The sequence below is a fragment of the Streptomyces sp. NPDC007905 genome (genome assembly GCF_042959345.1).
Lineage (GTDB): Bacteria > Actinomycetota > Actinomycetes > Streptomycetales > Streptomycetaceae > Streptomyces.
On record NZ_JBIBKS010000020.1, the window covers coordinates 130,866 to 152,331 of the forward strand.

A 21,466-nucleotide genomic window follows, 5' to 3' on the forward strand; every position below is an offset into this window, starting at 1 on the left:
CAAGATCCGCCCGGCAGGCGGCCGGATCAGGCGCCGAGCTCGCGGACCGCCTCCGCGAACGCGTCACCGCGCTGGTTGTAGTTGGTGAACATGTCCATGGAGGCACAGGCCGGGGCCAGCAGCACCGTGTCACCGGGCCGCGCGAGCCGCTTCGCTTCCGTCACCGCCTGGAGCATCGCCCCAGTGTCGGTCCGTTCGAGGTCGACGACGGGTACTTCCGGGGCGTGTCGCGCGAGGGCGTCGCGGATCAGGGCGCGATCGGCGCCGATCAGGACGGCACCGCGAAGTCGCTTCGCCGACTTGGCGACCAGTTCGTCGAAGGTCGCGCCCTTCGCCAGACCGCCGGCAATCCATACAATAGGCTCATATGCCGCCAACGAGGCTTCCGCGGCGTGGGTGTTGGTCGCCTTGGAGTCGTCGACGTAGGACACCCCGTCGATGTCGGCCACGTGCGCGATGCGGTGCGCGTCGGGACGGAAGGCCCTCAGACCGTCGCGTACGGCCCTGGCGGGCACCCCGAAGGCGCGTGCGAGGGCCGCGGCGGCAAGGGCATTGGCGATGTTGTGCGGGGCCGGCGGATTGACGTCGGAGACCTCGGCCAGCTCCTGCGCGTTCTTGTGCCGCATCTCCACGAAGGCGCGGTCGACCAGGATGCCGTCCACGACGCCGAGTTGGGACGGCCCCGGGGTGCCGAGGGTGAACCCGATGGCCCGGCAGCCCTCCTCGACGTCGGCCTCGCGCACCAGGTCCTCGGTGAGCTTGTCGGCCACGTTGTAGACACAGGCGACCCGATTGCCCTCGTAGACACGGCCCTTGTCGGCGGCGTAGGCCTCCATGGTGCCGTGCCAGTCGAGGTGGTCCGGGGCGAGGTTCAGCACGGCCGCGGAGTGGGCGCGCAGTGAGGGCGCCCAGTGGAGCTGGTAACTGGACAGCTCGACGGCGAGAACGTCGTAATGCTCCTCGCCGAGGACCGCGTCGAGCAGGGAGACCCCGATGTTGCCGACGGCGGCCGTGCGCAGGCCCGCGGCCTTCAGGATCGACGCCAGCATTTGGACGGTGGTGGTCTTGCCGTTGGTGCCGGTGACGGCGAGCCAGGGGGCCGCGTCGGGGCCCCGCAGGCGCCAGGCCAGCTCCACGTCGCCCCAGACGGGGACGCCCGCCTTCTCGGCCGCCAGGAACAGCGGCTTGCCGGGCTTCCAGCCGGGCGCGGTGACGATCAGCTCGGTGCCTTCGGGCAGGGTCGCCCCGTCGCCGAGGCGCACCGTAATGCCGAGCGCCCGGAGCTCCGCGGCCTGCTCACGCGCGCGTGCGTCGTCGCCGTCGTTGACGACCGTGACAATCGCCCCGCGCGCGTGCAGCACTTTCGCCGCCGGGACGCCGGAGACGCCGAGCCCGGCGACGGTGACGTGCCGGCCCTGGAATTCGGAGGACCCTGAAGGCACCGAGGAGGTCACTTGTCCGCTGCCCATCCCGCGTAGAAGAGGCCCAGTCCGACAATGACACAGATGCCCTGGATGATCCAGAAGCGGACCACCACCAGGACTTCGGACCAGCCCTTGAGTTCGAAGTGGTGCTGAAGTGGTGCCATCCGGAAGACACGCTTGCCTGTGAGCCGGAACGAGCCGACCTGGATGACGACCGACATGGTGATGAGGACGAACAGGCCGCCCATGATGGCCACCAGCAGCTCCGTGCGGGAGAGGATGGCCAGGCCCGTGAGAACACCGCCGAGGGCGAGCGAACCGGTGTCACCCATGAAGATCTTGGCGGGCGAGGTGTTCCACCACAGGAAGCCGAGGCAGGCGCCCATCAGCGCGGAGGCGACGACGGCGAGGTCGAGCGGATCGCGCACCTCGTAGCAGGCGTTCGGGTTGGTCAGGGTCTGCGCGTTGGCGCAGGACTCCTGGAACTGCCAGACGCCGATGAAGGTGTAGGCGCCGAAGACGAGGACGGAGGCGCCGGTGGCCAGACCGTCCAGGCCGTCCGTCAGGTTCACGCCGTTCGACATCGCGAGGATCATGAACAGCGCCCAGACCACGAACAGCACCGGGCCGATCGACCAGCCGAAGTCGGTGATGAACGACAGCTTCGTGGACGCGGGGGTGTTGCCGCGCGCGTCGGAGAACATCAGCGACAGCACGGCGAAGGCGATGCCGACGATCAGCTGGCCGGCCATCTTCGCCTTGGCCCGCAGACCCAGCGACCGCCGCTTGACGATCTTGATGTAGTCGTCGAGGAAGCCGACCAGACCCATGCCGAACATCAGGCCGAGGACCAGCAGCCCGGAGTACGTCGGGGCGTAACCGGTGATGAGCTTGCTCAGGAAGTACGCGGCGATCGTCGCCAGGATGAAGGCGATACCGCCCATGGTCGGCGTACCGCGCTTGCTGGCGTGCTCACGCGGGCCGTCGTCCCGGATGTACTGGCCGTAGCCCTTGCGGGCGAGGAGCTTGATCAGCAGCGGGGTGCCGACCAGCGTCAGGAAGAGGCCGATGACGCCCGAGAACAGGATCTGCTTCATCATCGGGCATCGACCCCGCCCTCGGCACCGGCCTCGACGAGCGCCTGGGCAACGCTCTCCAGCCCCACCGAACGGGACGCCTTCACGAGTACGACGTCCCCCGGGCGCAACTCGCTGCGCAACAGGTCGACCGCCGCCTGTGCGTCGGACACGTGCACCGACTCCTCACCCCACGAACCCTCGTTATATGCGCCCAGTTGCAACCAGGAGGCCTCAATCCCCCCGACCGCGACGAGCTTGCTGACGTTGAGCCGGACGGCGAGCCGTCCGACGGCGTCGTGCTCGGCGAGCGCCTCGTCCCCCAGCTCGGCCATCTTGCCGAGCACCGCCCACGTGCGGCGCCCCTTGCCCATGGCCGCGAGCGCCCTGAGAGCGGCCCGCATGGACTCGGGGTTGGCGTTGTAGGCGTCGTTGACGATGGTCACGCCGTCCGGGCGCTCGGTGACCTCCATGCGCCAGCGGGAGAGGGAGCCCGCCTCGGAGAGCGCGGTGGCGATCTCAGCTACGGACATGCCCAGCTCATGGGCGACGGCGGCCGCGGCGAGCGCGTTCGACACGTGGTGCTCACCGTACAGGCGCATGGTCACATCGCTTGCACCGGAGGGTGTGTGAAGCCTGAAGGCGGGCTGTCCGCTGTCCGTGAGTCGCACGTTCTCGGCGCGTACGTCCGCTTCGGCCGACTCTCCGAAAAGGACCACCTTCGCCTTGGTACGGGAGGCCATGGCCCGGACCAGCGGGTCGTCCGCGTTGAGGATCGCCGCGCCGTCCTCCGGAAGGGCCTCTACGAGTTCGCCCTTGGCCTGCGCGATCTGCTCGCGGCCGCCGAACTCGCCGATGTGGGCGGTGCCGACGTTGAGGACCAGGCCGACCCTGGGCGGGGTCAGATCGGTGAGGTAGCGGATGTGGCCGATGCCGCGGGCACCCATCTCCAGCACGAGGAAGCGCGTTTCCTCGGTGGCGGACAGGGCGGTCAGGGGCAACCCGATCTCGTTGTTGAGCGAGCCGGGCGTGAACACGGTCGGCGCCTTGCGCTGGAGCACCTGGGCGATCAGGTCCTTGGTGCTGGTCTTGCCGGCCGAGCCGGTCAGGGCGACGAGGGTCGCGCCGAGCCGTCGTACGACATGGCGGGCGAGGGCGCCGAGGGCGGTCTGGACGTCCTCGACCACGATCGCGGGCACGCCGACGGGCCGGGACGCCAGCACGGCCACCGCACCGGCTTGGACGACCGCCTGCGCGTAGTCGTGGCCGTCGGCGCGCTCGCCGACGAAGGCGACGAAGAGGCTGCCTTGCCGGACCTCCCGGGAGTCCCGGACGACCGGTCCCGTGACCTGGACGGACGGATCCGGTATGTCGTGCGTCTGCCCGCCGACGACTGCTGCGATCTCGGCGAGGGAGAGGGCGATCACAAGTTCATCCCTGGGTCTTCTGGATAGCTTCGCGAAGCACCTGGCGGTCGTCGAAGGGACGGACCACGCCGGCGATGTCCTGGCCCTGCTCGTGGCCCTTGCCCGCGACCAGCACGGTGTCGCCTGGGGCGGCGCGGCCCACGGCGGCGGCGATCGCGGCGGCCCGGTCCTCGAAGAGGAGCACCTCGCCGCGCTCGTGCACGGGCACGGAGGCCGCGCCCTGGAGCATGGTCGCGAGGATCGCGAGGGGGTCCTCGGAGCGGGGGTTGTCGGAGGTCAGTACGGCCGTGTCGGCGAGCCGGGCCACGGCGGCGCCCATCGGGGCGCGCTTGGTCCGGTCGCGGTCGCCGCCGCAGCCGAGGACCACGTGCAGGCGGCCCTTGGTGACCTTGCGCAGCGCCTTGAGCACCGACTCGACCGCGTCGGTCTTGTGGGCGTAGTCGACGACCGCGAGGTAGGACTGACCGGCGTCGACACGCTCCAGGCGGCCGGGGACTCCCGGCACGGCGGCGATGCCGTCGGCGGCGGTCTGCGGGTCGAGTCCGGCCACCGCGAGGGCGACGACGGCGGCGAGGGTGTTGGCCACGTTGAAGGGGCCCGGCAGGGGCGACTTGGCGTGGATGCGCTCGCCCCGGGGGCCGACGACGGTGAACGTCGAGTCCATGGGACCGACCTGGACGTCCTGGGCACGCCAGTCGGCGTCGGGGTGGCCCTCGGCGGAGAAGGTGACGACCGGGACGGTCGCCTCCCCGGCGAGCCGGCGGCCGTACTCGTCGTCGGTGTTGATCACACCGATTCTGCTGCGTTTCGGCGTGAACAGCTGTGCCTTGGCCCGGAAGTAGTCCTCCATGTCGGAGTGGAACTCCATGTGTTCCGGGCTGAGGTTGGTGAACACGGCGATGTCGAAGACGCAGCCGTCGACCCGGCCGAGGACCAGGGCGTGGCTGGAGACCTCCATGGCGACCGCCTCGACACCGCGTTCGCGCATGACGGCGAACAGCGCCTGCAGGTCGGTGGCTTCGGGAGTGGTGCGCTCGGACTTGATGCGCTCCTCGCCGATGCGCATCTCGACGGTGCCGATGAGACCGGTGGTGCGCGTGGTCTTCAGACCGCCCTCGACCAGATAGGCCGTGGTGGTCTTGCCGGAGGTGCCGGTGATGCCGATCTGCAGCAGGTCGCGGCCGGGGCGGCCGTAGATCGTCGCCGCCAGTTCACCCATCCGCGCGCGCGGGTCGTCCACGACCAGGACCGGCAGCCCGGTCGCGGCGGCGCGTTCGGCGCCCGTCGGATCGGTCAGCACGGCGACCGCGCCGAGGCCGGCGGCCTGGGTGACGAAGTCGGCGCCGTGCAGGCGGGCGCCCGGCAGGGCGGCGTACAGGTCGCCGGGGCGGACGGCGCGCGAGTCGTGGGTGATCCCCGTGACCTCGGCGGCGTCGCCCGGAGCGGCGGCACCCAGCTGATCGGCCAGTTCCGCGAGGGGTGTGGCGGAGGCCTGAACCGGTCGCGGCGGTCCCGGATATGTCACGGAAGCGCCCTTCTGGGTGGTTTGGGACTGATCAGCGTGTGGCACGGCGGTGAGCGTACCGGGCGCACCCGCTCCGGAGCGAAGTGAGGGGCTCGGGGTGCCCTGGTTCCCGGGTTTCGGGGTGATCGTTGTCACGGCTTGGTTCCTGGTGGTCTTTCCGTGTGTGCTGATCAGGGCTTGTAGGCGACGGGCAGGTTCGCGGGCTTCGCCCCCGTCGGCGGAATCTGGAGGGTCTTCAGGGCGAACTCCATCACCTGCTTGTAGATCGGGCCGCAGATCTGGCCGCCGAAGTAACTGCCGGACGTGGCGTTCTGGATCGCGCAGTAGACGGTGATCCGCGGATTGTCCGCGGGTGCGAATCCGGCGAAGGACGAGGTGTAGCCGCGGTAGCGGCCGGTGGCCGGATCCACGCGGTTGGCCGTGCCGGTCTTGCCCGCGACCCGGTACCCCGGGATGCGGGCCTTGATGCCGGTGCCCTGCTCGTCGTCCACTACGGACTCCAGCATCTGGGCGAGGGCCTTCGCGGTCCTCTCGCTGACCACGCGGGTCTTCTTGGGCTGCGGGGCGGGGGCGAAACGCCCGTCGGCGCCCTTGGTACCGCGCACCAGGGTGGGCTCGACGCGGACACCGCCGTTGGCGATCGTCGAGTACACGGAGGCGGCCTGCATGGCGCTGAGGGAGAAGCCCTGGCCGAAAGGGATCGTGTACTGCTGCGACGTGGACCACTTGTCGGCGGGCGCGAGGATGCCCTTGGTCTCGCCGGGGAAGCCGAGCCCGGTGGCGCTGCCGATGCCGAACCTGCGCAGGTACGAGTAGAGGACCTTGTTGGCCTCGGGCTGGGTCCTGCCGAGCTGGCCGGTGGCGAGGATGGTGCCGATGTTGCTGGACTTGGCGAGCACACCGTTGAGGGTGAGGTACCTGGTGGCGTGGTCGACGTCGTCCTGGAAGAGCCGGTCGCCGCGGTGCAGCCGGTTCGGTACGACGACGTGCGTGAGCGGCGTGGCCGCGTTCTGCTCCAGCACGGCCGCCATCGCCATCACCTTGGCGGTGGAGCCGGGCTCGTAGGTGTCCTGGACGGCCGCGTTGCCCATGGCCTCCCCGTCGGCCTTCGCCAGGTCGTTCGGGTCGAAGCCCGGCGAGTTGGCCATGGCCAGGATCTCGCCGGTACGGGTGTCCTGGACGATGACGTAGCCGCGGTCCGCGTTGGACTTCTTCACCTGCTCGGTGATGGCGTTCTGGGCGGCCCACTGGATGTCGCGGTCGATGGTGAGTTCGACGTCGGAACCGGGCACGGCGGGCGTCTCCCTCGATCCCGCCGTGGGCACCTCGCGCCCGCCGGACTGGGCGTAACGGAGCTTGCCGTCCTTGCCGGCCAGCTGCTTGTTCAGTTCCTGCTCGATGCCGCCGCCGCCCTGGCCGTCGGCGTTGACCCAGCCCAGTATCCCGGCGGCGAGGTCGCCGTTCGGGTATACGCGCTGGCTGCTGGGGTCGGCGAAGACGCCGGCGAGCACGTTGGCCGTGCTCTTGTCGGTCTCGGCCTTCTTGCCGAGCGCGGTCTTCAGGTCCTTGATCTGCTTCCAGACCTGCGGGGTCTGGCGGGTGGCGAGCCGGGCGTAGCGCGACAGCCTGTTCGCGGGCCTGAGCTTCTTGACGATCGTGGCCTGGTCCTGGCCCAGGATCGGCGCGAGCAGCGCGGCGGCCTGCTCGGGCCCGTTGCCGATCTTCAGCTGCTTGGCGGTGAACATCGTCGGGTCGGCCGTGATGTCGTACGCGTCCTCGCTGATGGCGAGGGCCACGCCGTTGCGGTCGGTGATCCCGCCGCGCTCGGCGGCCAGGGTGTGCACGACATACCGGTTCTGCTCGGCCTTGGCGGCGTACGCGCTGGCGTCGACGGCCTGGACCTGCAGCAGCCGTACGACGAAGGCGAGCAGCACCAGGGTGAGCGCGAGGCCGACCATGCGCAGCCGGGGACGAGGGCTGCTGAGCCGCAGGACGGGCGCGGGCGGCGGCCGGTACCCGCTCGGCCGGCGGGCCGGACGGGCGCCGGGCCCGGACTGGCGCCGGACGGCGCCCCTCGGACGGGGAGGCTTCGCGGGGCCGGGCACGCGGCGGCGCGGCGGTTCCCTGTCGGACACTTCCGTCACCTGCCGGGGGTCGGGGTGGGGGCGGGCTGGAGGGTGGTGGGCGGCGCCACGACCGCCGGCGGGTCGGTCCCCTGGGCCGGTGCCGGGGCCGAGGGAGTGGGGATGGGGGTGGCGGGGGGCTGCAGCGTGACCGAGGGTGCCGCGGAGGGGCCGGCGGCCGGAAAGAGGGCCTCCGGGGCGATCGGCCCGGTGAGGGAGGCGGGCTCGGGACTGGCTGCGTTCGGTACGCCCTTGACGGTGCCGCCGGGGCCGAGGAAGGCCGGGTCACCGCCGGGGACCATGCCGAGTTCGAGGGCGCGGCGCTGAAGGGCGTCGGGGGACGAGTAGCCGTCGATGTCCCGCTGGAGGGCCTGTTCCTCGTCGGTGAGGTTCTTCGTCCGCTTCTGCAGGTCGTCGAGTTTGAACGAGCCTTCGCTGAGAGCGGAGTTCAGGACCAGCAGCCCGATGAGGCCGCCGCCGAGCAGCAGGACGACGAGGAGGACGAACGGGGCGCGGGCCGCCCGGGCGCGGCGGACCGGGAAGAGCCGGGCAAGCCGGGCGGCCCTCCCCTTCAGTTCGGGTTTCCTACTCACTGGACCTCCGGTGGCTCCGGCGCGCCGACGGGTGAGTCCGGAAACCCAACCGACCCGATTCGCTCACTCGGCGTCCTCCCTGATGCGCTCGGCGCCCCGTAGCCTGGCCGGGGCGGCCCTGCGGTTCTCGGCGACCTCTTCCTCGGTGGGAAGTTCGGCACCGCGCGTGAGCAGCTTGAGCCGCGGCTGGTAGCGCTCGGGCACGACCGGCAGCCCGGGCGGCGCGGTGTTCGCGGCGCCGGCCGCCAACACCTGCTTCACCAGCCGGTCCTCGAGCGAGTGGTACGACAGCACGGCGATGCGTCCGCCGACGCCGAGGGCCTTCACCGCGGCCGGGATCGCCCGCTCCAGGACGGACAGTTCACCGTTGACCTCGATACGCAGCGCCTGGAAGGTGCGCTTGGCCGGGTTGCCCCCGGTGCGCTTGGCGGCCTGCGGCAGCGCGTCCCGGATCAGCTCGACGAGCCGCGCGCTGTTGCTGAACGGCTCCTTCTCCCGCTCCCGGACGATCACGGAGACGATCCGCTTGGCCTGCTTCTCCTCGCCGTACGCGCGCAGGATCCGCACCAGCTCACCCGCCGGATAGGTGTTGAGGACCTCGGCGGCACTGATACCACTGGTCTGGTCCATGCGCATGTCGAGGGGAGCGTCCTGGGCGTAGGCGAAGCCCCGGTCGGCCTCGTCCAGTTGCATGGAGGAGACCCCGAGGTCGAACAGCACGCCCTGCACGCGCGCGATGCCGAGCCTGCGCAGGACGTCGGGCAGCTCGTCGTAGACGGCGTGCACGAGGGTGGCGCGGTCGCCGAAGGGGGCGAGCCGTTCCCCGGACAGCCGCAGTGCCTCCTTGTCCCGGTCGAGGCCGATCAGCCGCGCCTCGGGGAACCGGGTCAGCAGCGCCTCGCTGTGGCCGCCGAGGCCGAGGGTGCAGTCGACGACCACCGCTCCCGGCCGCTCCAGCGCGGGCGCCAGCAGATCCAGGCACCGCTGGAGCATCACCGGGACGTGTCGACTCTTGCTCAAGGGGGCCTCTCAGTTCCGGCGGGCCGTACGCACCGCCGGGTCCCCGCCCGCTCTGTGAAGGGGAGGCCTGCCGGCGCCGGAAGCGTCAGCCGACCGGGAGCGGGAGGAGGCCGAGCCGTACGTACGCGCCGCGCACGTGGGGAGACGGTCCGGACGTTGTGCCGGGTCTCCGGGGTTTCACCAGCAGGAAGAGCCGCGCCTCCCGCTTCGCGTCACTTTAGTCCACCCCGTCTCGCGGTCAATCAACCGGCCTGCGCGTCGCGTACCGCATACTGGCGCCGACCGCAATTCGAACGAATTCACCCGCCCGGCCCATGTTTGCACTCCGTGTGGGTTAGCTCACAACAAGCCACGATGGCGTTTTTTGTCCGCTCTCACAGCAGGCCGGAACCGCCGGTGACCAGTAACGTCAGCACTATGACGACTTCAGCAGCAGTGCCCACTGGATCCGAAGGCGCCATAACCACCGATGGCTCCGTGACTGACCGGCTGGTGGAGGCCAACGAACGCTACGCCTCCGCCTTCACCGATCCGGGGATGGACGCCCGTCCCGTCCTGCACGTGGCCGTGGTGGCATGCATGGACGCCCGCCTCGACCTGCACGCCGCGCTCGGCCTGCAACTGGGCGACTGCCACACCATCCGCAACGCGGGCGGTGTGGTGACCGACGACGTGATCCGCTCCCTGACCATCAGCCAGCGCAAGCTCGGCACCCGCAGCATCGTGCTGATCCACCACACCGGCTGCGGTCTGGAGGCCCTCACCGAGGACTTCCGCAGCGAACTGGAGATGGAGGTCGGCCAGCGTCCGGCGTGGGCGGTGGAGTCCTTCCGGGACGTCGACCAGGACGTGCGCCAGTCCATGCAGCGGGTACGCACCTCGCCGTTCCTGCTGCACACCGACGACGTACGCGGCTTCGTCTTCGACGTGCGCACGGGCCTGCTGCGCGAGGTCGACCCGGCCTGATCCGGCTCGAACCGGGCCCGGCCCCGGCCGGGCTCGCCGGCCCGCCCCAACACCCCGTCCGGCGGAGACATGCCGTCGCGCCTCATCGAAAACGCCAGTCGAAAAGGCCGTAAGACCGACATAGTGCGGGCAGTTGTCCACAGTCGAGTGACACGAATCGGTAACGGCAGCAAGAATGCGGGGTGTGGCGTCGTGCGGAACCTTTTCCGTGCGGTGTCCGTGTTTTCGGGGTGGGCCGGTTTCGCATCGCAGAGCGGCGGCCCGAGTAAGAACGGGCCGAGGAGGGCCGGGTGACGACCTATGACGATCGATCGAGCCTCACTGATCTGACTGCCACCGTGGAGCGTGTCCGCGGTTCGGTGGAGGGTGTGATCGAGGGCAAGCCCGAGGTCGTACGGCTTTCGCTGACCGTACTGCTCGCCGAGGGACACCTGTTGATCGAGGACGTCCCCGGGGTGGGCAAGACGATGCTCGCGAAGGCGCTGGCGCGGTCCATCGACTGCTCGGTGCGGCGCATCCAGTTCACGCCCGACCTGCTGCCCTCGGACATCACGGGCGTGTCCATCTGGGACCAGCAGCGCCGGGACTTCGAGTTCAAGCCGGGCGCCATCTTCGCGCAGATCGTGATCGGCGACGAGATCAACCGCGCCTCGCCCAAGACCCAGTCGGCGCTGCTGGAGTCCATGGAGGAGCGGCAGGTCACCATCGACGGGCAGACCTACGAACTGCCCAGTCCCTTCATGGTGGTGGCCACGCAGAACCCGGTGGAGATGGAGGGCACCTATCCGCTGCCCGAGGCCCAGCGCGACCGCTTCATGGCCCGGGTCTCCGTCGGCTACCCGAGTGTCGAGGCCGAGCTGCAGATGCTGGACGTGCACGGCGGGGTCTCCCCGCTGGAGGACCTGCAGCCGGTGGCGCACGCGCACGAGATCGTGAAGCTGATCGAGGCGGTGCGCGGGGTGCACGTCTCCGAGGCGGTGCGGCGGTACGCGGTCGAGCTGGTCGCGGCCACGCGCACGCACCCCGACCTCCGGCTCGGCGCCTCCCCGCGTGCGACGCTGCACCTGCTGCGCGCGGCCAAGGCCTCCGCCGCCCTCGGCGGCCGGGAGTACGCGCTGCCGGACGACGTACAGGCGCTCGCCGTCGCCGTCCTCGCCCACCGGCTGCTGCCCACCGCCCAGGCACAGCGCAACCGCCGCACGGCCGAACAGGTGGTGCTGGAGATCCTGCAGCACACCCCGGTGCCCGCGGGACCGCAGCAGCAGCGCGGCTTCGGCGGTCTGGCCCGTACCATCCCGTCCTACCCCCAGCAGCCGCCGCGGAGTCTGTGATGAGCGCCGGCGGGACGGGGCAGGCGGAGACCGGCCACGGGGAGGGGGGCGGGGTCCGGACGGCCCTGGCGGGGCTGACCACCCGCGGGCGTTCCTTCCTGGCCGCCGGGATCGCGGCCGCGATCTGCGCGTACGTGCTGGGCCAGAGCGATCTGCTGCGGGTCGGCCTGCTGCTGGCCGTGCTGCCCCTGCTCTGCGCGACCGTGCTCTACCGCACCCGCCACCGGGTGGCCGGCAGCCGCCGGCTCTCCCCCGCGCGCCTGCCCGCCGGCAGTGAGGCCCGGGTGCACCTGCGGATGGACAACGTCTCCCGGCTGCCCACGGGCCTGCTGATGCTCCAGGACCGGGTGCCCTACGTCCTCGGGCCCCGGCCACGCTTCGTGCTGGACCGGGTGGAGCCGGGCGGCCGCCGCGAGGTGTCCTACCGGGTCCGTTCGGACCTGCGCGGCCGCTATCCGCTGGGCCCCCTGCAACTGCGGCTGACCGACCCGTTCGGGATGTGCGAGCTGACCCGCTCCTTCTCCACGTACGACACGCTGACGGTCATCCCGCGCGTGGAGCCGCTGGCGCCGGTCCGGTTCAGCGGCGAGGCCAAGGGGTACGGCGACGGGCGGCAGCGCTCCCTGGCCCTGGCGGGCGAGGACGACGTGATCCCGCGCGGTTACCGCTACGGCGACGACCTGCGGCGCGTGCACTGGCGCTCCACCGCGCGCTACGGCGAGCTGATGGTGCGCCGCGAGGAGCAGCCGCGGCGCTCGCGCTGCACGGTCCTGCTGGACACCCGGGGCATCGGTTATGAGGGCGCGGGCCCGGACTCGGCCTTCGAGTGGGCCGTCTCCGGCACCGCTTCGGTCCTGGTGCACATGCTCGAGCGGGGCTTCGCGGTGCGTCTGCTGACGGACAACGGCAGCTCGGTGCCCGGGGAGGGCGCCGACGGGTTCGCCGGCGCCGGCCAGGAGACCGCGGACGCGGCCGGACTGATGATGGACACCCTGGCGGTGATCGACCACTCGGACGGCACGGGCCTGTCCCGGGCGTACGACCTGCTGCGCGGCGGGAACGAGGGACTGCTGGTCGCCTTCCTGGGCGACCTGGACGAGGAGCAGGCGGCGGTGGTCGCCAAGATGCGCCAACGCAGCGGCGGCGCGGTGGCCTTCGTGCTGGACCCCGACGCCTGGGTGCGGGAGGCGACCGATGTGCCGGGCCCGGGCGACCGGCACGCGGAGTGGCTGCGCATGCTGCGCGAGGCGGGCTGGACGGCGCTGAGCGTGCCGCGTGGCGCCTCGCTGAACGATCTGTGGCGGCAGGCGGACCGGGAACGCTCGGGCCTGACCGCCGTGAGCGGGGAGGCACTGGGATGAGCGGGCGGGCACGACTGGCCCTGTGGGCCGCCGCGGCCACGCTGATGGCCTCGTGCGCACTGCTGCCCCTGGTCGACCGGTCCACGTGGCTGTTGCAGGCGGTCGTGCTGATCGCCGTGCAGACCGGTGTGGGGGCGGCGGCCCGGCGGGTGCCGCTGCCGCGGGCGCTGACCGTGGCGGCGCAGGTCCTGGTCACGCTGATGCTGCTGACCCTGGTCTTCGCCCGGGAGCAGGCGATCATCGGGTTCGTCCCCGGCCCCGGCACCTTCCGGCACTTCGCCGACCTGCTCCAGCAGGGCTCGGACGACGTCAGCCGGTACGCGATACCGGCACCGCTCACCGACGGCATCAAGCTGATGCTGATCGGCGGTGTCCTGCTGATCGGCCTGCTGGTGGACACGCTCGCGGTGACCTTCCGCAGCGCGGCCCCGGCCGGACTGCCGCTGCTGGCCCTGTACTCGGTGGCCGCCGGGCTGTCCGCCGGCGCCGACTGGCTGTGGTTCCTGGTCGCGGCGGCCGGCTATCTGATGCTGCTGCTGGCCGAGGGCCGCGACCGGCTGGCCCAGTGGGGCCGCGTCTTCGGTGGCGCCGCCCCCGCCCCCGGCGACCCGGAGAGCGGCGCGGTCGCCCCGGTGCGCACCGGACGCCGGATCGGCGCGGTCGCCCTCGGCGTCGCCCTGGTGGCGCCGCTCGCCCTGCCCGCGATGCGGGGCGGACTGCTGGACGGCGCCGGAGCGGGTGTCGGCGCGGGCAACGGGAACGGTGGCACGATCTCCGCGGTCAACCCGCTGGTGTCACTGCGCGACAGCCTGAACGTGGAGAACGACCGCCAGGTGCTGTCCCTGAAGACCAGTTCCGACGATCTCTCGGACATGTATCTGCGGATCGTCTCCCTGGACGACTTCGACGGCACCACCTGGAAGCCGTCGCAGCGGCACATCGTCGAGGTGCCGGACGTCTTCCCGACGCCCATCGGCCTGGGCGCGCAGATCAAGCGCACCACCGTGAAGACGACGGTGACGGCGGCGGACTGGTACGCGCAGGACTGGTTGCCGATGCCGTATCCGCCGAACGGGGTGCGGATCAGCGGCAACTGGCGGTACGAGCCCGTCGGCATGACCCTCGTCGGTGACCACGGGCAGAACACACGCGGTGAGACCTACCAGGTCAAGAGCCTGGACGTGCAGCCGACCGCCAGGCAGCTGGCCGCCGCGGCGCAGCCGCCGGCGGTCCTGAAGCGCGAGTACACCAAGGTGCCGTCCAAGCTGCCGAAGGTGGTGGCCCGGACCGCCGAGGAGATCACCGCGGGCTCGGCGAGCCGCTACGAGGAAGCCGTCAAGCTCCAGGACTACTTCGCCGTCAACGGAGGCTTCCAGTACGACACCCGGGTGGAGGTCGGCCGCGGTCCGGACGCGATCGCGAACTTCCTGAGGAAGAAGCAGGGCTTCTGTGTCCACTTCTCCTTCGCGATGGCGGCGATGGCCCGCACGCTCGGCATCCCTGCCCGGGTCGCGGTGGGGTTCGCGCCCGGGACCCCGCAGGCGGACGGCACGGTCTCCGTGATGCTGAAGGACGCGCACGCCTGGCCCGAGCTGTACTTCGAGGGCGTGGGCTGGACCCGCTTCGAGCCGACCCCGACCCGGGGCACCGTGCCGTCGTACACGCAGTCGGACACCCCCGGCAGTTCCGCGCCGGACGAGGCGCTGCCGTCCAAGAACGCGTCGTCGGCGCCCTCGGCGGCGGCCTCGCCGAGCGAGAGCTGCGCGGCCCAGTTGCACGAGCTCCAGGCGTGCGACAGCCCGTCCGCGGCGGCGGCGCCGCACAGCGGTGGCGGCGGCGTCTGGCGCCTGCTGGGCTACGGACTGCTGGGCCTCGCCGCCCTGGCCGTCCTGGCGATCCCGCTGCTGCCGATGCTGTGGCGGGCGCGCCTGCGGTCGGTACGGCTCGGCGGACACGCCCGGACCGAACAGGGCGCGGCGGCGCACACCCTGGCGGCCTGGCAGGAGCTGATCGACAGCGCCTGGGACCTCGGCATCCTGCCGGACGAGTCGCAGACCCCGCGCAAGGCGGCCGCCCGGCTCGTCAGGCTGGGGCATCTCGACCCGGTGGCCGGTGCCGCGGTGCACCGGGTGGCGGACGCGCTGGAGCAGGTGCTGTACGCGCCCCGGCCGCGTCCGGTGGCGGGCCTGGCCGAGGACGTGCGGCGGGTCATCGCCGCCCTGAACGGCACGGTGAGCGGGCGGACACGGCTGCGGGCGCTGTTCGCGCCGCGCTCCGCGGTGCGGGTGCTGTGGGCGGTGTCGGCCCGGTGGACGGCACTCAGGGCGCGTGCGGTGGCGGCCCGGCCGACGCTGCGCAGGCCTTCGGAGCAGCAGGGTTGAGTCCGGGGCCGGCGGCGGGGCCCGGACGTCCCGCCGGCCCGTGACATCCGTGAGGGGGTGACCACCGGCCGGTGGTCACCCCCTCGCGTATGTCTACTGGTGTCTGCCGGAACCGCGGGTCGCTCAGTGCCCTTGCTCGTCCCGGCGGCGCTGCCAGCGCTGCTCGATGCGGTCCATCACGGAGCGCTTCTGCCGTACCTGGCGGCGAGCGGCGCCCACGGGCTGTTCGCCCGGCTTGGGGGCCTTGCGCCAGCCCGTGACGGCGAGTACGGCGCAGCCCAGCATGACGAGGAAGCCCACCACACTGACCCAGATCTGCTGTGCGACCATTCCGGCCATGAGGAGCGCGATACCTACGAGGAAGCCCGCAACCGCCTGGTAGACCCGCCGCCGGGTGTACGTCCGCAGCCCGTTTCCCTCAAGCGCCGAAGCGAACTTGGGATCTTCGGCGTACAGCGCTCGCTCCATTTGCTCGAGCATGCGCTGCTCGTGCTCCGAGAGCGGCACGGAGTCCTCCTCATCGTGCAGTCGCCGGGGCGACCCGGGGGGTCCCTTCAGGATAGGCAGGGAATCGCCCCCCGTGAAACCCGCCCCTCTACGCCAACAGGCCAACCGGGATTCCGCCATGGACGTCCCGGCTCGCTGAGGCTTCCATTCCCCGACGGCCGACCCGTCATGCCGGACGGTGTACCTCGATCATACGGCGCAAACCGCTCGATCGGGGGTCTTGTGGCGTACTCCATCTGCTGCCAAGCCCCTGATCAGCGGCAGGCCCCGCGAGGCGCTCAGACCTCCGCCGCACCTCGCGTCCGGCCGAGGACATGGAGCTGGGTGGCCACGGAGTGGAACGCGGGCAGTTCGGCCGCGGCGGCCTCCAGCTTGAGCAGCGCGTCGAGGGCTCCGGGCTCGGTGTCCACCAGGACGCCGGGCACCAGGTCGGCGAAGACCCGTACGCCGTGCACGGCGCCGATCCTCAGGCCCGCGCTCTCGACCAGCGCGGTGAGCTGCTCGGCGGTGAAGCGGCGCGGCATCGGGTCGCCGGCGCCCCAGCGGCCCTCCGGGTCCTCCAGGGCCTGCTTGGCCTCCTTGAAATGACCGGCGAGGGCCCGGGCGAGGACGGCACCGCCGAGACCGGCGGCGAGCAGGCTGAGGACGCCCTCGGAGCGCAGCGCGGCCACCGCGTTGCGGACGCCCTCGGCGGGGTCGTCGACGTACTCGAGGACGCCGTGGCACAGCACGGCGTCGTAGCCGCCGCGCTCGACCACGTCGAACAGGCCGTGGGCGTCGCCCTGGACGCCCTTGACCCGGTCGGCGACGCCGGCCTCGGCGGCGCGGCGCTCCAGCGCGAACAGGGCGTTCGGGCTGGGGTCGACGACGGTGACGCGGTGGCCGAGGCGGGCGAGGGGCACGGCGAAGTTGCCGCTGCCACCTCCGGTGTCGAGCACGTCCAGCGCGTCCCGACCCGTGGCCTTGACCCGGTGGTCGAGGGCGTCCTGGAGGACCTCCCAGACCACGGCGGTACGGAGAGAGGCGCGGGGGCGCATCGGGTCCGACACGTCAGTTGACTCCTCGGCGCGGCACCGCCTGTTGCCCGGCGGCGCGAACGGGATGCCTCCCCGGCCCGGGTGCGGGAGGAGGAAGGCTTCAGGCGCCTCCACCCTATTGCCTCCGGTGCCGCAGCCGGTCATCGCGGTGGGGCGCGGCCGTGTCCGTCTCGTACGGCGGACGACCGGAGGTCAGCCCGCGTCCGGGAGGTCACCGCGGGCTCTCGGGCCCGGCGGCTCGTCGGTGTCCTGGCGGGGCTGGGGCAGGACGGGCTGGAGCACCAGCATGCGCTCGACGAGGCGGATGAACATCGCCACGTCGCGTATCAGGTCGTCGGCGTCCCGCTGCCCGGCCGCCCCCTGGATGCCCGCCTCGGCGCGGGCGCGGCGGGCGGCACCGGAGGCGAAGAGCGCGCTCCACTCGGTCAGTTCGGGGGCGATCTCGGGAAGCACCTCCCAGGCACTGCGGATGCGGGCCCGGCGGCGCGTGGAGGTCTCCGGGCGGCCGCGGGCTGCCAGCACGGCGGCAGCGGTGCGCAGGGCCGCGAGGTGGGCCGTCGCATAGCGCTCGTTGGGCGTTTCCAGGCGGTCGGCCTCCTCGAGTCCGGCGCGGGCCTGGGCGAGCAGGTCGAGAACGGCGGGCGGGGCCGTGGCCCGGCGGAGCACGGGGTGCACATCGCTCGCCGGGCCGGTCAGTGAGGGGGCAGGGCCGGTGGCGCTGCGCCGGCGGGCGGCGGCTGCGGACGGATTGGCCATGACGAACCTCCTGTCGTCTGGGTGACGGCACGGGTGCCGTATGTGCCCATCGTGAGGTATGGCACTGACAATCCGTTCTGACCTGGGCCTTTGCCTCGATCGTAGGTTCGGGCGTATTTTTGCACTGACCAGTCAGTTCAAATAATGCACAGGGGGGCTTGTGGACGGCGTGGACGTCACAGCCGAGGGTCTCGGGCTCAAGGGGCCGCGGGGGTGGGCCTTTCGCGGCATCACCCTCGATGCGGAGCCCGGCTCGCTGATCGCGATCGAGGGACCGTCCGGCTCCGGCCGTACGTGTCTGCTGCTCGCACTCACGGGACGGATGAAGCCCACCGAGGGAGTGGCCACGGTGGGCGGGTTCAAACTCCCCCGGCACATGGCGGCCGTGCGCCGGGTCGGCGCCGTGGCCAACGTGGCCAGTGTCACCGACCTGGAACCGGCCCTGACCGTCGGGGAGCACCTGCGGGAGCGGGCCCTGCTGCAGCGCAGGTTCGGCGACTCGCTGCGCGAGGTGCTGCGGCCCAGAGCGGAGCGCACCCACGAGGCGCGGCTGCGCGTCGACGCGGCCCTGGCCGCCGCGGGACTCGACCTGGAGACGCTCCCCAAGGGCTCCCGGACGGCCGTACGCGACCTGGAGCGGCTGGAGGAGCTGCGCCTGTCGATCGCGCTGGCCCTCCTCGGCCGGCCCCGGCTGCTCGGCGTGGACGACGTCGACATGAAGCTCTCGGACGCCGAACGCGCCGAGGTCTGGAACCTGCTGCGCTCCCTCACGCGCGCGGGGACGACGGTCGTGGCCGTGTGCCGCACCGCCCCCGAGGACTGCGTCCCCGTCTCCACCCACGGAAGCGACGAGACGGTTCCCACCGGCCGCAGCGACGACAAGAGCGACCCGAAGGAGGAGGCCGATGCGCTCGCCGAGGCTGGCCGCGCTTGAGCTGAGGCGCTTCGGGCGGGGGAAGCTGCCGCGCGCCGCCCTGGTCGCGCTGCTCGTGCTTCCCCTGCTCTACGGCGCCCTGTACCTGTGGTCCTTCTGGGACCCGTACGGTCGCCTGGACCGCATCCCGGTGGCCCTGGTGAACGACGACAAGGGCGCCACGGCGGGCGGGAAGAGGGTCACGGCCGGCGCCGACATCGTGGACGGGCTGAGCGACAGCCGGACCTTCGAGTGGCACCGGGTCAGCGACGCCGAGGCCCGCCGCGGTGTCGAGGACGGCACCTACTACCTGTCGCTGACGATGCCGTCCGACTTCAGCGAGCGGATCGCCTCCAGTTCGGGCGACTCCCCGCAGACGGGCGCGCTCCGGGTGCGCACGAACGACGCGAACAACTACATCGTCGGCCAGATCTCCCGGACGGTCTTCAACGAGGTCCGCTCGGCCGCGTCCACCAAGACGTCCCGCACCTTCCTGGACAAAATCTTCATCTCCTTCTCCTCCATCCACGACAAGACCGTGACGGCGGCCAAGGGTGCCGACCGGCTCAAGGGCGGCCTCGGCAAGGCGGAGAAGGGCTCCAAGGACCTCGCGGACGGCCTGGAGGACGCCAAGAGCGGCAGCGGCAAGCTCTCCACGGGCCTGACAAAGCTCACCAGGGGCGCGGGCGACCTGGAGGACGGCTCGCAGCGGGTCGCGGACGGTACGCGGACCCTCGCGGACAACGTCAACGGCGTCTACGCGAAGGCCGGACCGTTCCTGAAGGACAACGGGAAGACCATCGGGGACACCGCTCGGCTGGTCGCCGACTCGGCCAAGGCGGTGCGCCACAACCTCGACGTCCTGGTGAAGCTCGCGCCGGGCGCCGCCAGGACCGCCCACGCGTCCTCGGCCGCCCTGGACGAGGTCTACAAGGCACGCTGCGAGACCGCCGTCGTCCCGGACCCGGTCTGCCCCGACCTGAAGAGGGCCAGGCAGGCGGCCGCGGACGTGGCCACCGTCGCCGACGACCTCAACACCCTGATCGCCGACCAGGACGGCGACCTGAAGACGATGCAGGCCAACCTCGGCACGCTCCAGGAGCAGGCCCAGGCCCTGGCCGAGCGCGCGCCGCACCTCTACGAGGACGTGAACGACGCCGTCAAGAAGATCAACAAGCTGAACGACGGCGCGGCCCGGGTCGCCGCGGGCGCCAAGAAGCTGCACACCGGGCTCGGCACCGCCAGTACCGGCGCGGCCCAGCTCGACAAGGGCATCGGCACGGCAGCGTCGGGCGCCGAGACGCTCAACGGCGGCATGTACAAGCTGGTCGACGGCTCCGGGAAGCTGTCCGGCGGTCTGCACGACGGCGCGAAGAAGATCCCGGACTACGACAAGAAGGACCGCGACCAGCGCACCGGCGTGATGGCCGACCCGGTCCAGCTCGCCTCCCACGACCTGCACCATGCACCCAACTACGGCACCGGCTTCGCCCCGTACTTCATCCCGCTGTCCCTGTGGGTGGGCGCGATGGTGGCGTACATGCTGATCCCGCCGCTCAACCGGCGTGCCCTGGCGGCCGGTTCGCCGGCCTGGCGGATCGCGCTGGCCGGCTGGCTGCCGGTGGCCGCGGTGGGCGTGCTGCAGACGGCCGCCCTGATGTCCGTGCTGCACTGGGCGATCGGCCTGCAGATGGCACGGGCGGCCGGGACGGTGGGCTTCCTGTTCCTCGTGGCGGCATGCTTCGCGGCGATCGTGCAGTGGCTGAACGCCCGCTTCGGGGCGGCGGGCCGGATCCTCGTGCTGGCCCTGCTGATGCTCCAGCTGACCTCGGCGGGCGGCACCTACCCGGTGCAGACCAGCCCGCGCTTCTTCAACGCCATCCACCCCTTCCTGCCGATGAGCTACATCGTGGAGGCGCTGCGCCGGCTGATCACGGGCGGCGGGCTCGGCCCGGTGTGGCAGGCGTGCGGGGTGCTGGCCGCGTTCACCGCGGGCACCCTCGCACTGACCGCGCTCACGGCCCGGCGCCGCCAGGTGTGGACCCTGGACCGGCTGCACCCGGAACTGAGCCTGTGATCCCCGGGAGGCCCCTGCACGCGCGCGTACCTGTGACAATCGGGGCCATGGAAAGCAGCAGCGCCACGTCCGGCGGCAGCACGCGCCGCGAGGCCACCCGGCAGAAGCTCTACGAGGCGGCCGTCACGCTCATCGCCGAGCAGGGCTTCTCCGCCACCACGGTGGACGAGATCGCCGAGCGGGCCGGGGTCGCGAAGGGCACGGTCTACTACAACTTCGCGAGCAAGTCGGTCCTCTTCGAGGAACTGCTGCGGCACGGCGTGCGCCTCCTCACCGCCTCCCTGCGGGAGGCGGCCGAGCGGACCGCGGCCGAGGGCGGCAGCAAGGTGGACGCCCTGGACGCGATGGTCCGCGCGGGCCTGGTCTTCATCGACCGCTACCCGGCCTTCACCCAGCTGTACGTGGCCGAGCTGTGGCGCACCAACCGCGCCTGGCAGTCCACGCTGATGGTGGTACGGCAGGAGGCCGTCGCCGTGGTGGAGGGGGTGCTGCGCGACGGTGTGGCGGCCGGCGAGTTCAGCGGGGAGATCGACGTCCAGCTGACCGCGGCCGCGCTGGTCGGCATGGTCCTGGTGGCCGCCCTTGACTGGAAGTCCTTCCAGCCGGAGCGCTCCCTGGACGACGTTCACGCGGCCCTGTCCCTGCTGCTCCAGGGACGCGTGAGCGGGAAGGGCTGAGCCCGCCGGGGGCACGGAGAAGGCGCCGGTCCGCTGCCGGACCGGCGCCTTCCCACTCCCCCGTGCTTCCCGTACTCCCCCGTGCTTCCTCGTACGGTCTTTCCTTGTGTTTCCCTCTCCCCCGTTGGTCCCCCGTGGTGGTCTGCCCCGGGTCCCCCGTGCCTCGCTTCCGCCGACGGATCGGCGGAAGGAGCGGCCAGGGCGCGGGCGCCGTTCCGCCGCCCCGTGCCGGCGGTGCCGGGCCGCGCCCCCTGCCGTGCTTCCACTCTCCC

Annotated in this window: 17 protein-coding genes; 7 read left to right on the forward strand and 10 right to left on the reverse strand. The window is 71.8% G+C overall.

The genetic code is table 11. The annotated features are described in order from the left end of the window. Positions 1–26: 26 nt before the first annotated feature. The 7 genes from murD to rsmH form a co-directional block, all read right to left on the reverse strand. Positions 27–1,469 (reverse strand): UDP-N-acetylmuramoyl-L-alanine--D-glutamate ligase, encoded by a 1,443-nt coding sequence (murD, locus tag ACFZDC_RS31050; RefSeq protein ID WP_391329105.1) that lies wholly within the window; start codon positions 1,467–1,469, stop codon positions 27–29. Further along, complete coding sequence (mraY, locus tag ACFZDC_RS31055; RefSeq protein WP_391329135.1) at positions 1,451–2,521, reverse strand: phospho-N-acetylmuramoyl-pentapeptide-transferase; 1,071 nt, start codon at positions 2,519–2,521, stop codon at positions 1,451–1,453. The genes murD and mraY overlap by 19 nt, the downstream gene beginning before the upstream one ends. Next, positions 2,521–3,927 carry a UDP-N-acetylmuramoyl-tripeptide--D-alanyl-D-alanine ligase gene (murF, locus tag ACFZDC_RS31060; protein ID WP_391329106.1) on the reverse strand — a complete coding sequence of 469 codons (1,407 nt, stop codon included), beginning with the start codon at positions 3,925–3,927 and terminating at the stop codon, positions 2,521–2,523. Before murF ends, mraY begins: the two co-directional genes overlap by 1 nt. A gap of 4 nt (positions 3,928–3,931) precedes the next feature. Next, positions 3,932–5,587: a UDP-N-acetylmuramoyl-L-alanyl-D-glutamate--2,6-diaminopimelate ligase gene (locus tag ACFZDC_RS31065; RefSeq protein ID WP_391329107.1), complete on the reverse strand. Its 1,656-nt coding sequence runs from the start codon at positions 5,585–5,587 to the stop codon at positions 3,932–3,934. A 35-nt stretch (positions 5,588–5,622) separates the two neighbouring features. Continuing rightward, the gene (locus ACFZDC_RS31070; protein ID WP_391329108.1) at positions 5,623–7,587 is read right to left on the reverse strand and encodes a penicillin-binding transpeptidase domain-containing protein; all 1,965 of its coding nucleotides are present in this window, start codon (positions 7,585–7,587) and stop codon (positions 5,623–5,625) included. Between the two features lie 5 nt (positions 7,588–7,592). Beyond that, positions 7,593–8,168: a septum formation initiator family protein gene (locus tag ACFZDC_RS31075; protein WP_391329109.1), complete on the reverse strand. Its 576-nt coding sequence runs from the start codon at positions 8,166–8,168 to the stop codon at positions 7,593–7,595. A gap of 63 nt (positions 8,169–8,231) precedes the next feature. Next, positions 8,232–9,188: a 16S rRNA (cytosine(1402)-N(4))-methyltransferase RsmH gene (gene rsmH / locus ACFZDC_RS31080; RefSeq protein ID WP_391329110.1), complete on the reverse strand. Its 957-nt coding sequence runs from the start codon at positions 9,186–9,188 to the stop codon at positions 8,232–8,234. A gap of 354 nt (positions 9,189–9,542) precedes the next feature. Between rsmH and ACFZDC_RS31085 the strand changes: the two genes are divergently transcribed. The 4 genes from ACFZDC_RS31085 (at position 9,543) to ACFZDC_RS31100 (ending at position 15,227) form a co-directional block, all read left to right on the forward strand. Next, on the forward strand, positions 9,543–10,154 hold the full coding sequence (locus ACFZDC_RS31085; RefSeq protein ID WP_391329111.1) for a carbonic anhydrase: 612 nt from the start codon (positions 9,543–9,545) through the stop codon (positions 10,152–10,154). A gap of 290 nt (positions 10,155–10,444) precedes the next feature. Then, entirely contained in the window at positions 10,445–11,485 is a 1,041-nt protein-coding gene (locus ACFZDC_RS31090; protein ID WP_391329112.1) for an AAA family ATPase, read from the forward strand. Further along, positions 11,485–12,846 (forward strand): DUF58 domain-containing protein, encoded by a 1,362-nt coding sequence (locus ACFZDC_RS31095; protein ID WP_391329113.1) that lies wholly within the window; start codon positions 11,485–11,487, stop codon positions 12,844–12,846. The genes ACFZDC_RS31090 and ACFZDC_RS31095 overlap by 1 nt, the downstream gene beginning before the upstream one ends. Next, positions 12,843–15,227: a transglutaminaseTgpA domain-containing protein gene (locus ACFZDC_RS31100; RefSeq protein ID WP_391329114.1), complete on the forward strand. Its 2,385-nt coding sequence runs from the start codon at positions 12,843–12,845 to the stop codon at positions 15,225–15,227. The genes ACFZDC_RS31095 and ACFZDC_RS31100 overlap by 4 nt, the downstream gene beginning before the upstream one ends. Positions 15,228–15,350: 123 nt before the next feature. Here ACFZDC_RS31100 and ACFZDC_RS31105 read toward each other — a convergent pair whose 3' ends face one another. The 3 genes from ACFZDC_RS31105 to ACFZDC_RS31115 all read right to left on the reverse strand — a co-directional run bounded on the left by ACFZDC_RS31105 (position 15,351) and on the right by ACFZDC_RS31115 (position 17,527). Further along, positions 15,351–15,734, reverse strand: a complete 384-nt coding sequence (locus ACFZDC_RS31105) for a DUF3040 domain-containing protein (protein WP_391329115.1) — start codon at positions 15,732–15,734, stop codon at positions 15,351–15,353. Between the two features lie 278 nt (positions 15,735–16,012). Next, on the reverse strand, positions 16,013–16,783 hold the full coding sequence (locus ACFZDC_RS31110) for a methyltransferase (RefSeq protein ID WP_391329116.1): 771 nt from the start codon (positions 16,781–16,783) through the stop codon (positions 16,013–16,015). Positions 16,784–16,963: 180 nt separating this feature from the next. Continuing rightward, positions 16,964–17,527, reverse strand: a complete 564-nt coding sequence (locus tag ACFZDC_RS31115) for an SAV_6107 family HEPN domain-containing protein (protein ID WP_391329117.1) — start codon at positions 17,525–17,527, stop codon at positions 16,964–16,966. 160 nt (positions 17,528–17,687) lie between these two features. Here ACFZDC_RS31115 and ACFZDC_RS31120 point away from each other — a divergent pair, with 160 nt between their 5' ends. Genes ACFZDC_RS31120 through ACFZDC_RS31130 form a run of 3 tightly spaced genes read left to right on the forward strand, consistent with a single transcriptional unit; the run spans position 17,688 to position 21,194 of the window. Next, entirely contained in the window at positions 17,688–18,461 is a 774-nt protein-coding gene (locus ACFZDC_RS31120; RefSeq protein WP_391329118.1) for an ATP-binding cassette domain-containing protein, read from the forward strand. After that, positions 18,433–20,517 (forward strand): YhgE/Pip family protein, encoded by a 2,085-nt coding sequence (locus ACFZDC_RS31125; protein WP_391329119.1) that lies wholly within the window; start codon positions 18,433–18,435, stop codon positions 20,515–20,517. Before ACFZDC_RS31120 ends, ACFZDC_RS31125 begins: the two co-directional genes overlap by 29 nt. 47 nt (positions 20,518–20,564) lie before the next feature. Beyond that, the gene (locus ACFZDC_RS31130; RefSeq protein WP_391329120.1) at positions 20,565–21,194 is read left to right on the forward strand and encodes a TetR family transcriptional regulator; all 630 of its coding nucleotides are present in this window, start codon (positions 20,565–20,567) and stop codon (positions 21,192–21,194) included. Positions 21,195–21,466: the final 272 nt, after the last annotated feature.

Excerpts from the sequence above, each read along its gene's own strand:
- ACFZDC_RS31095 (WP_391329113.1), top strand. The coding sequence starts at position 11,485 with ATGAGCGCCGGCGGGACGGGGCAGGCGGAGACCGGCCACGGGGAGGGG.
- ACFZDC_RS31085 (WP_391329111.1), top strand. The coding sequence starts at position 9,543 with ATGGCGTTTTTTGTCCGCTCTCACAGCAGGCCGGAACCGCCGGTGACC.
- mraY (WP_391329135.1), bottom strand. The coding sequence starts at position 2,521 with ATGAAGCAGATCCTGTTCTCGGGCGTCATCGGCCTCTTCCTGACGCTG.
- murD (WP_391329105.1), bottom strand. The coding sequence starts at position 1,469 with ATGGGCAGCGGACAAGTGACCTCCTCGGTGCCTTCAGGGTCCTCCGAA.
- ACFZDC_RS31100 (WP_391329114.1), top strand. The coding sequence starts at position 12,843 with ATGAGCGGGCGGGCACGACTGGCCCTGTGGGCCGCCGCGGCCACGCTG.
- ACFZDC_RS31130 (WP_391329120.1), top strand. The coding sequence starts at position 20,565 with ATGGAAAGCAGCAGCGCCACGTCCGGCGGCAGCACGCGCCGCGAGGCC.
- ACFZDC_RS31125 (WP_391329119.1), top strand. The coding sequence starts at position 18,433 with ATGCGCTCGCCGAGGCTGGCCGCGCTTGAGCTGAGGCGCTTCGGGCGG.
- ACFZDC_RS31115 (WP_391329117.1), bottom strand. The coding sequence starts at position 17,527 with ATGGCCAATCCGTCCGCAGCCGCCGCCCGCCGGCGCAGCGCCACCGGC.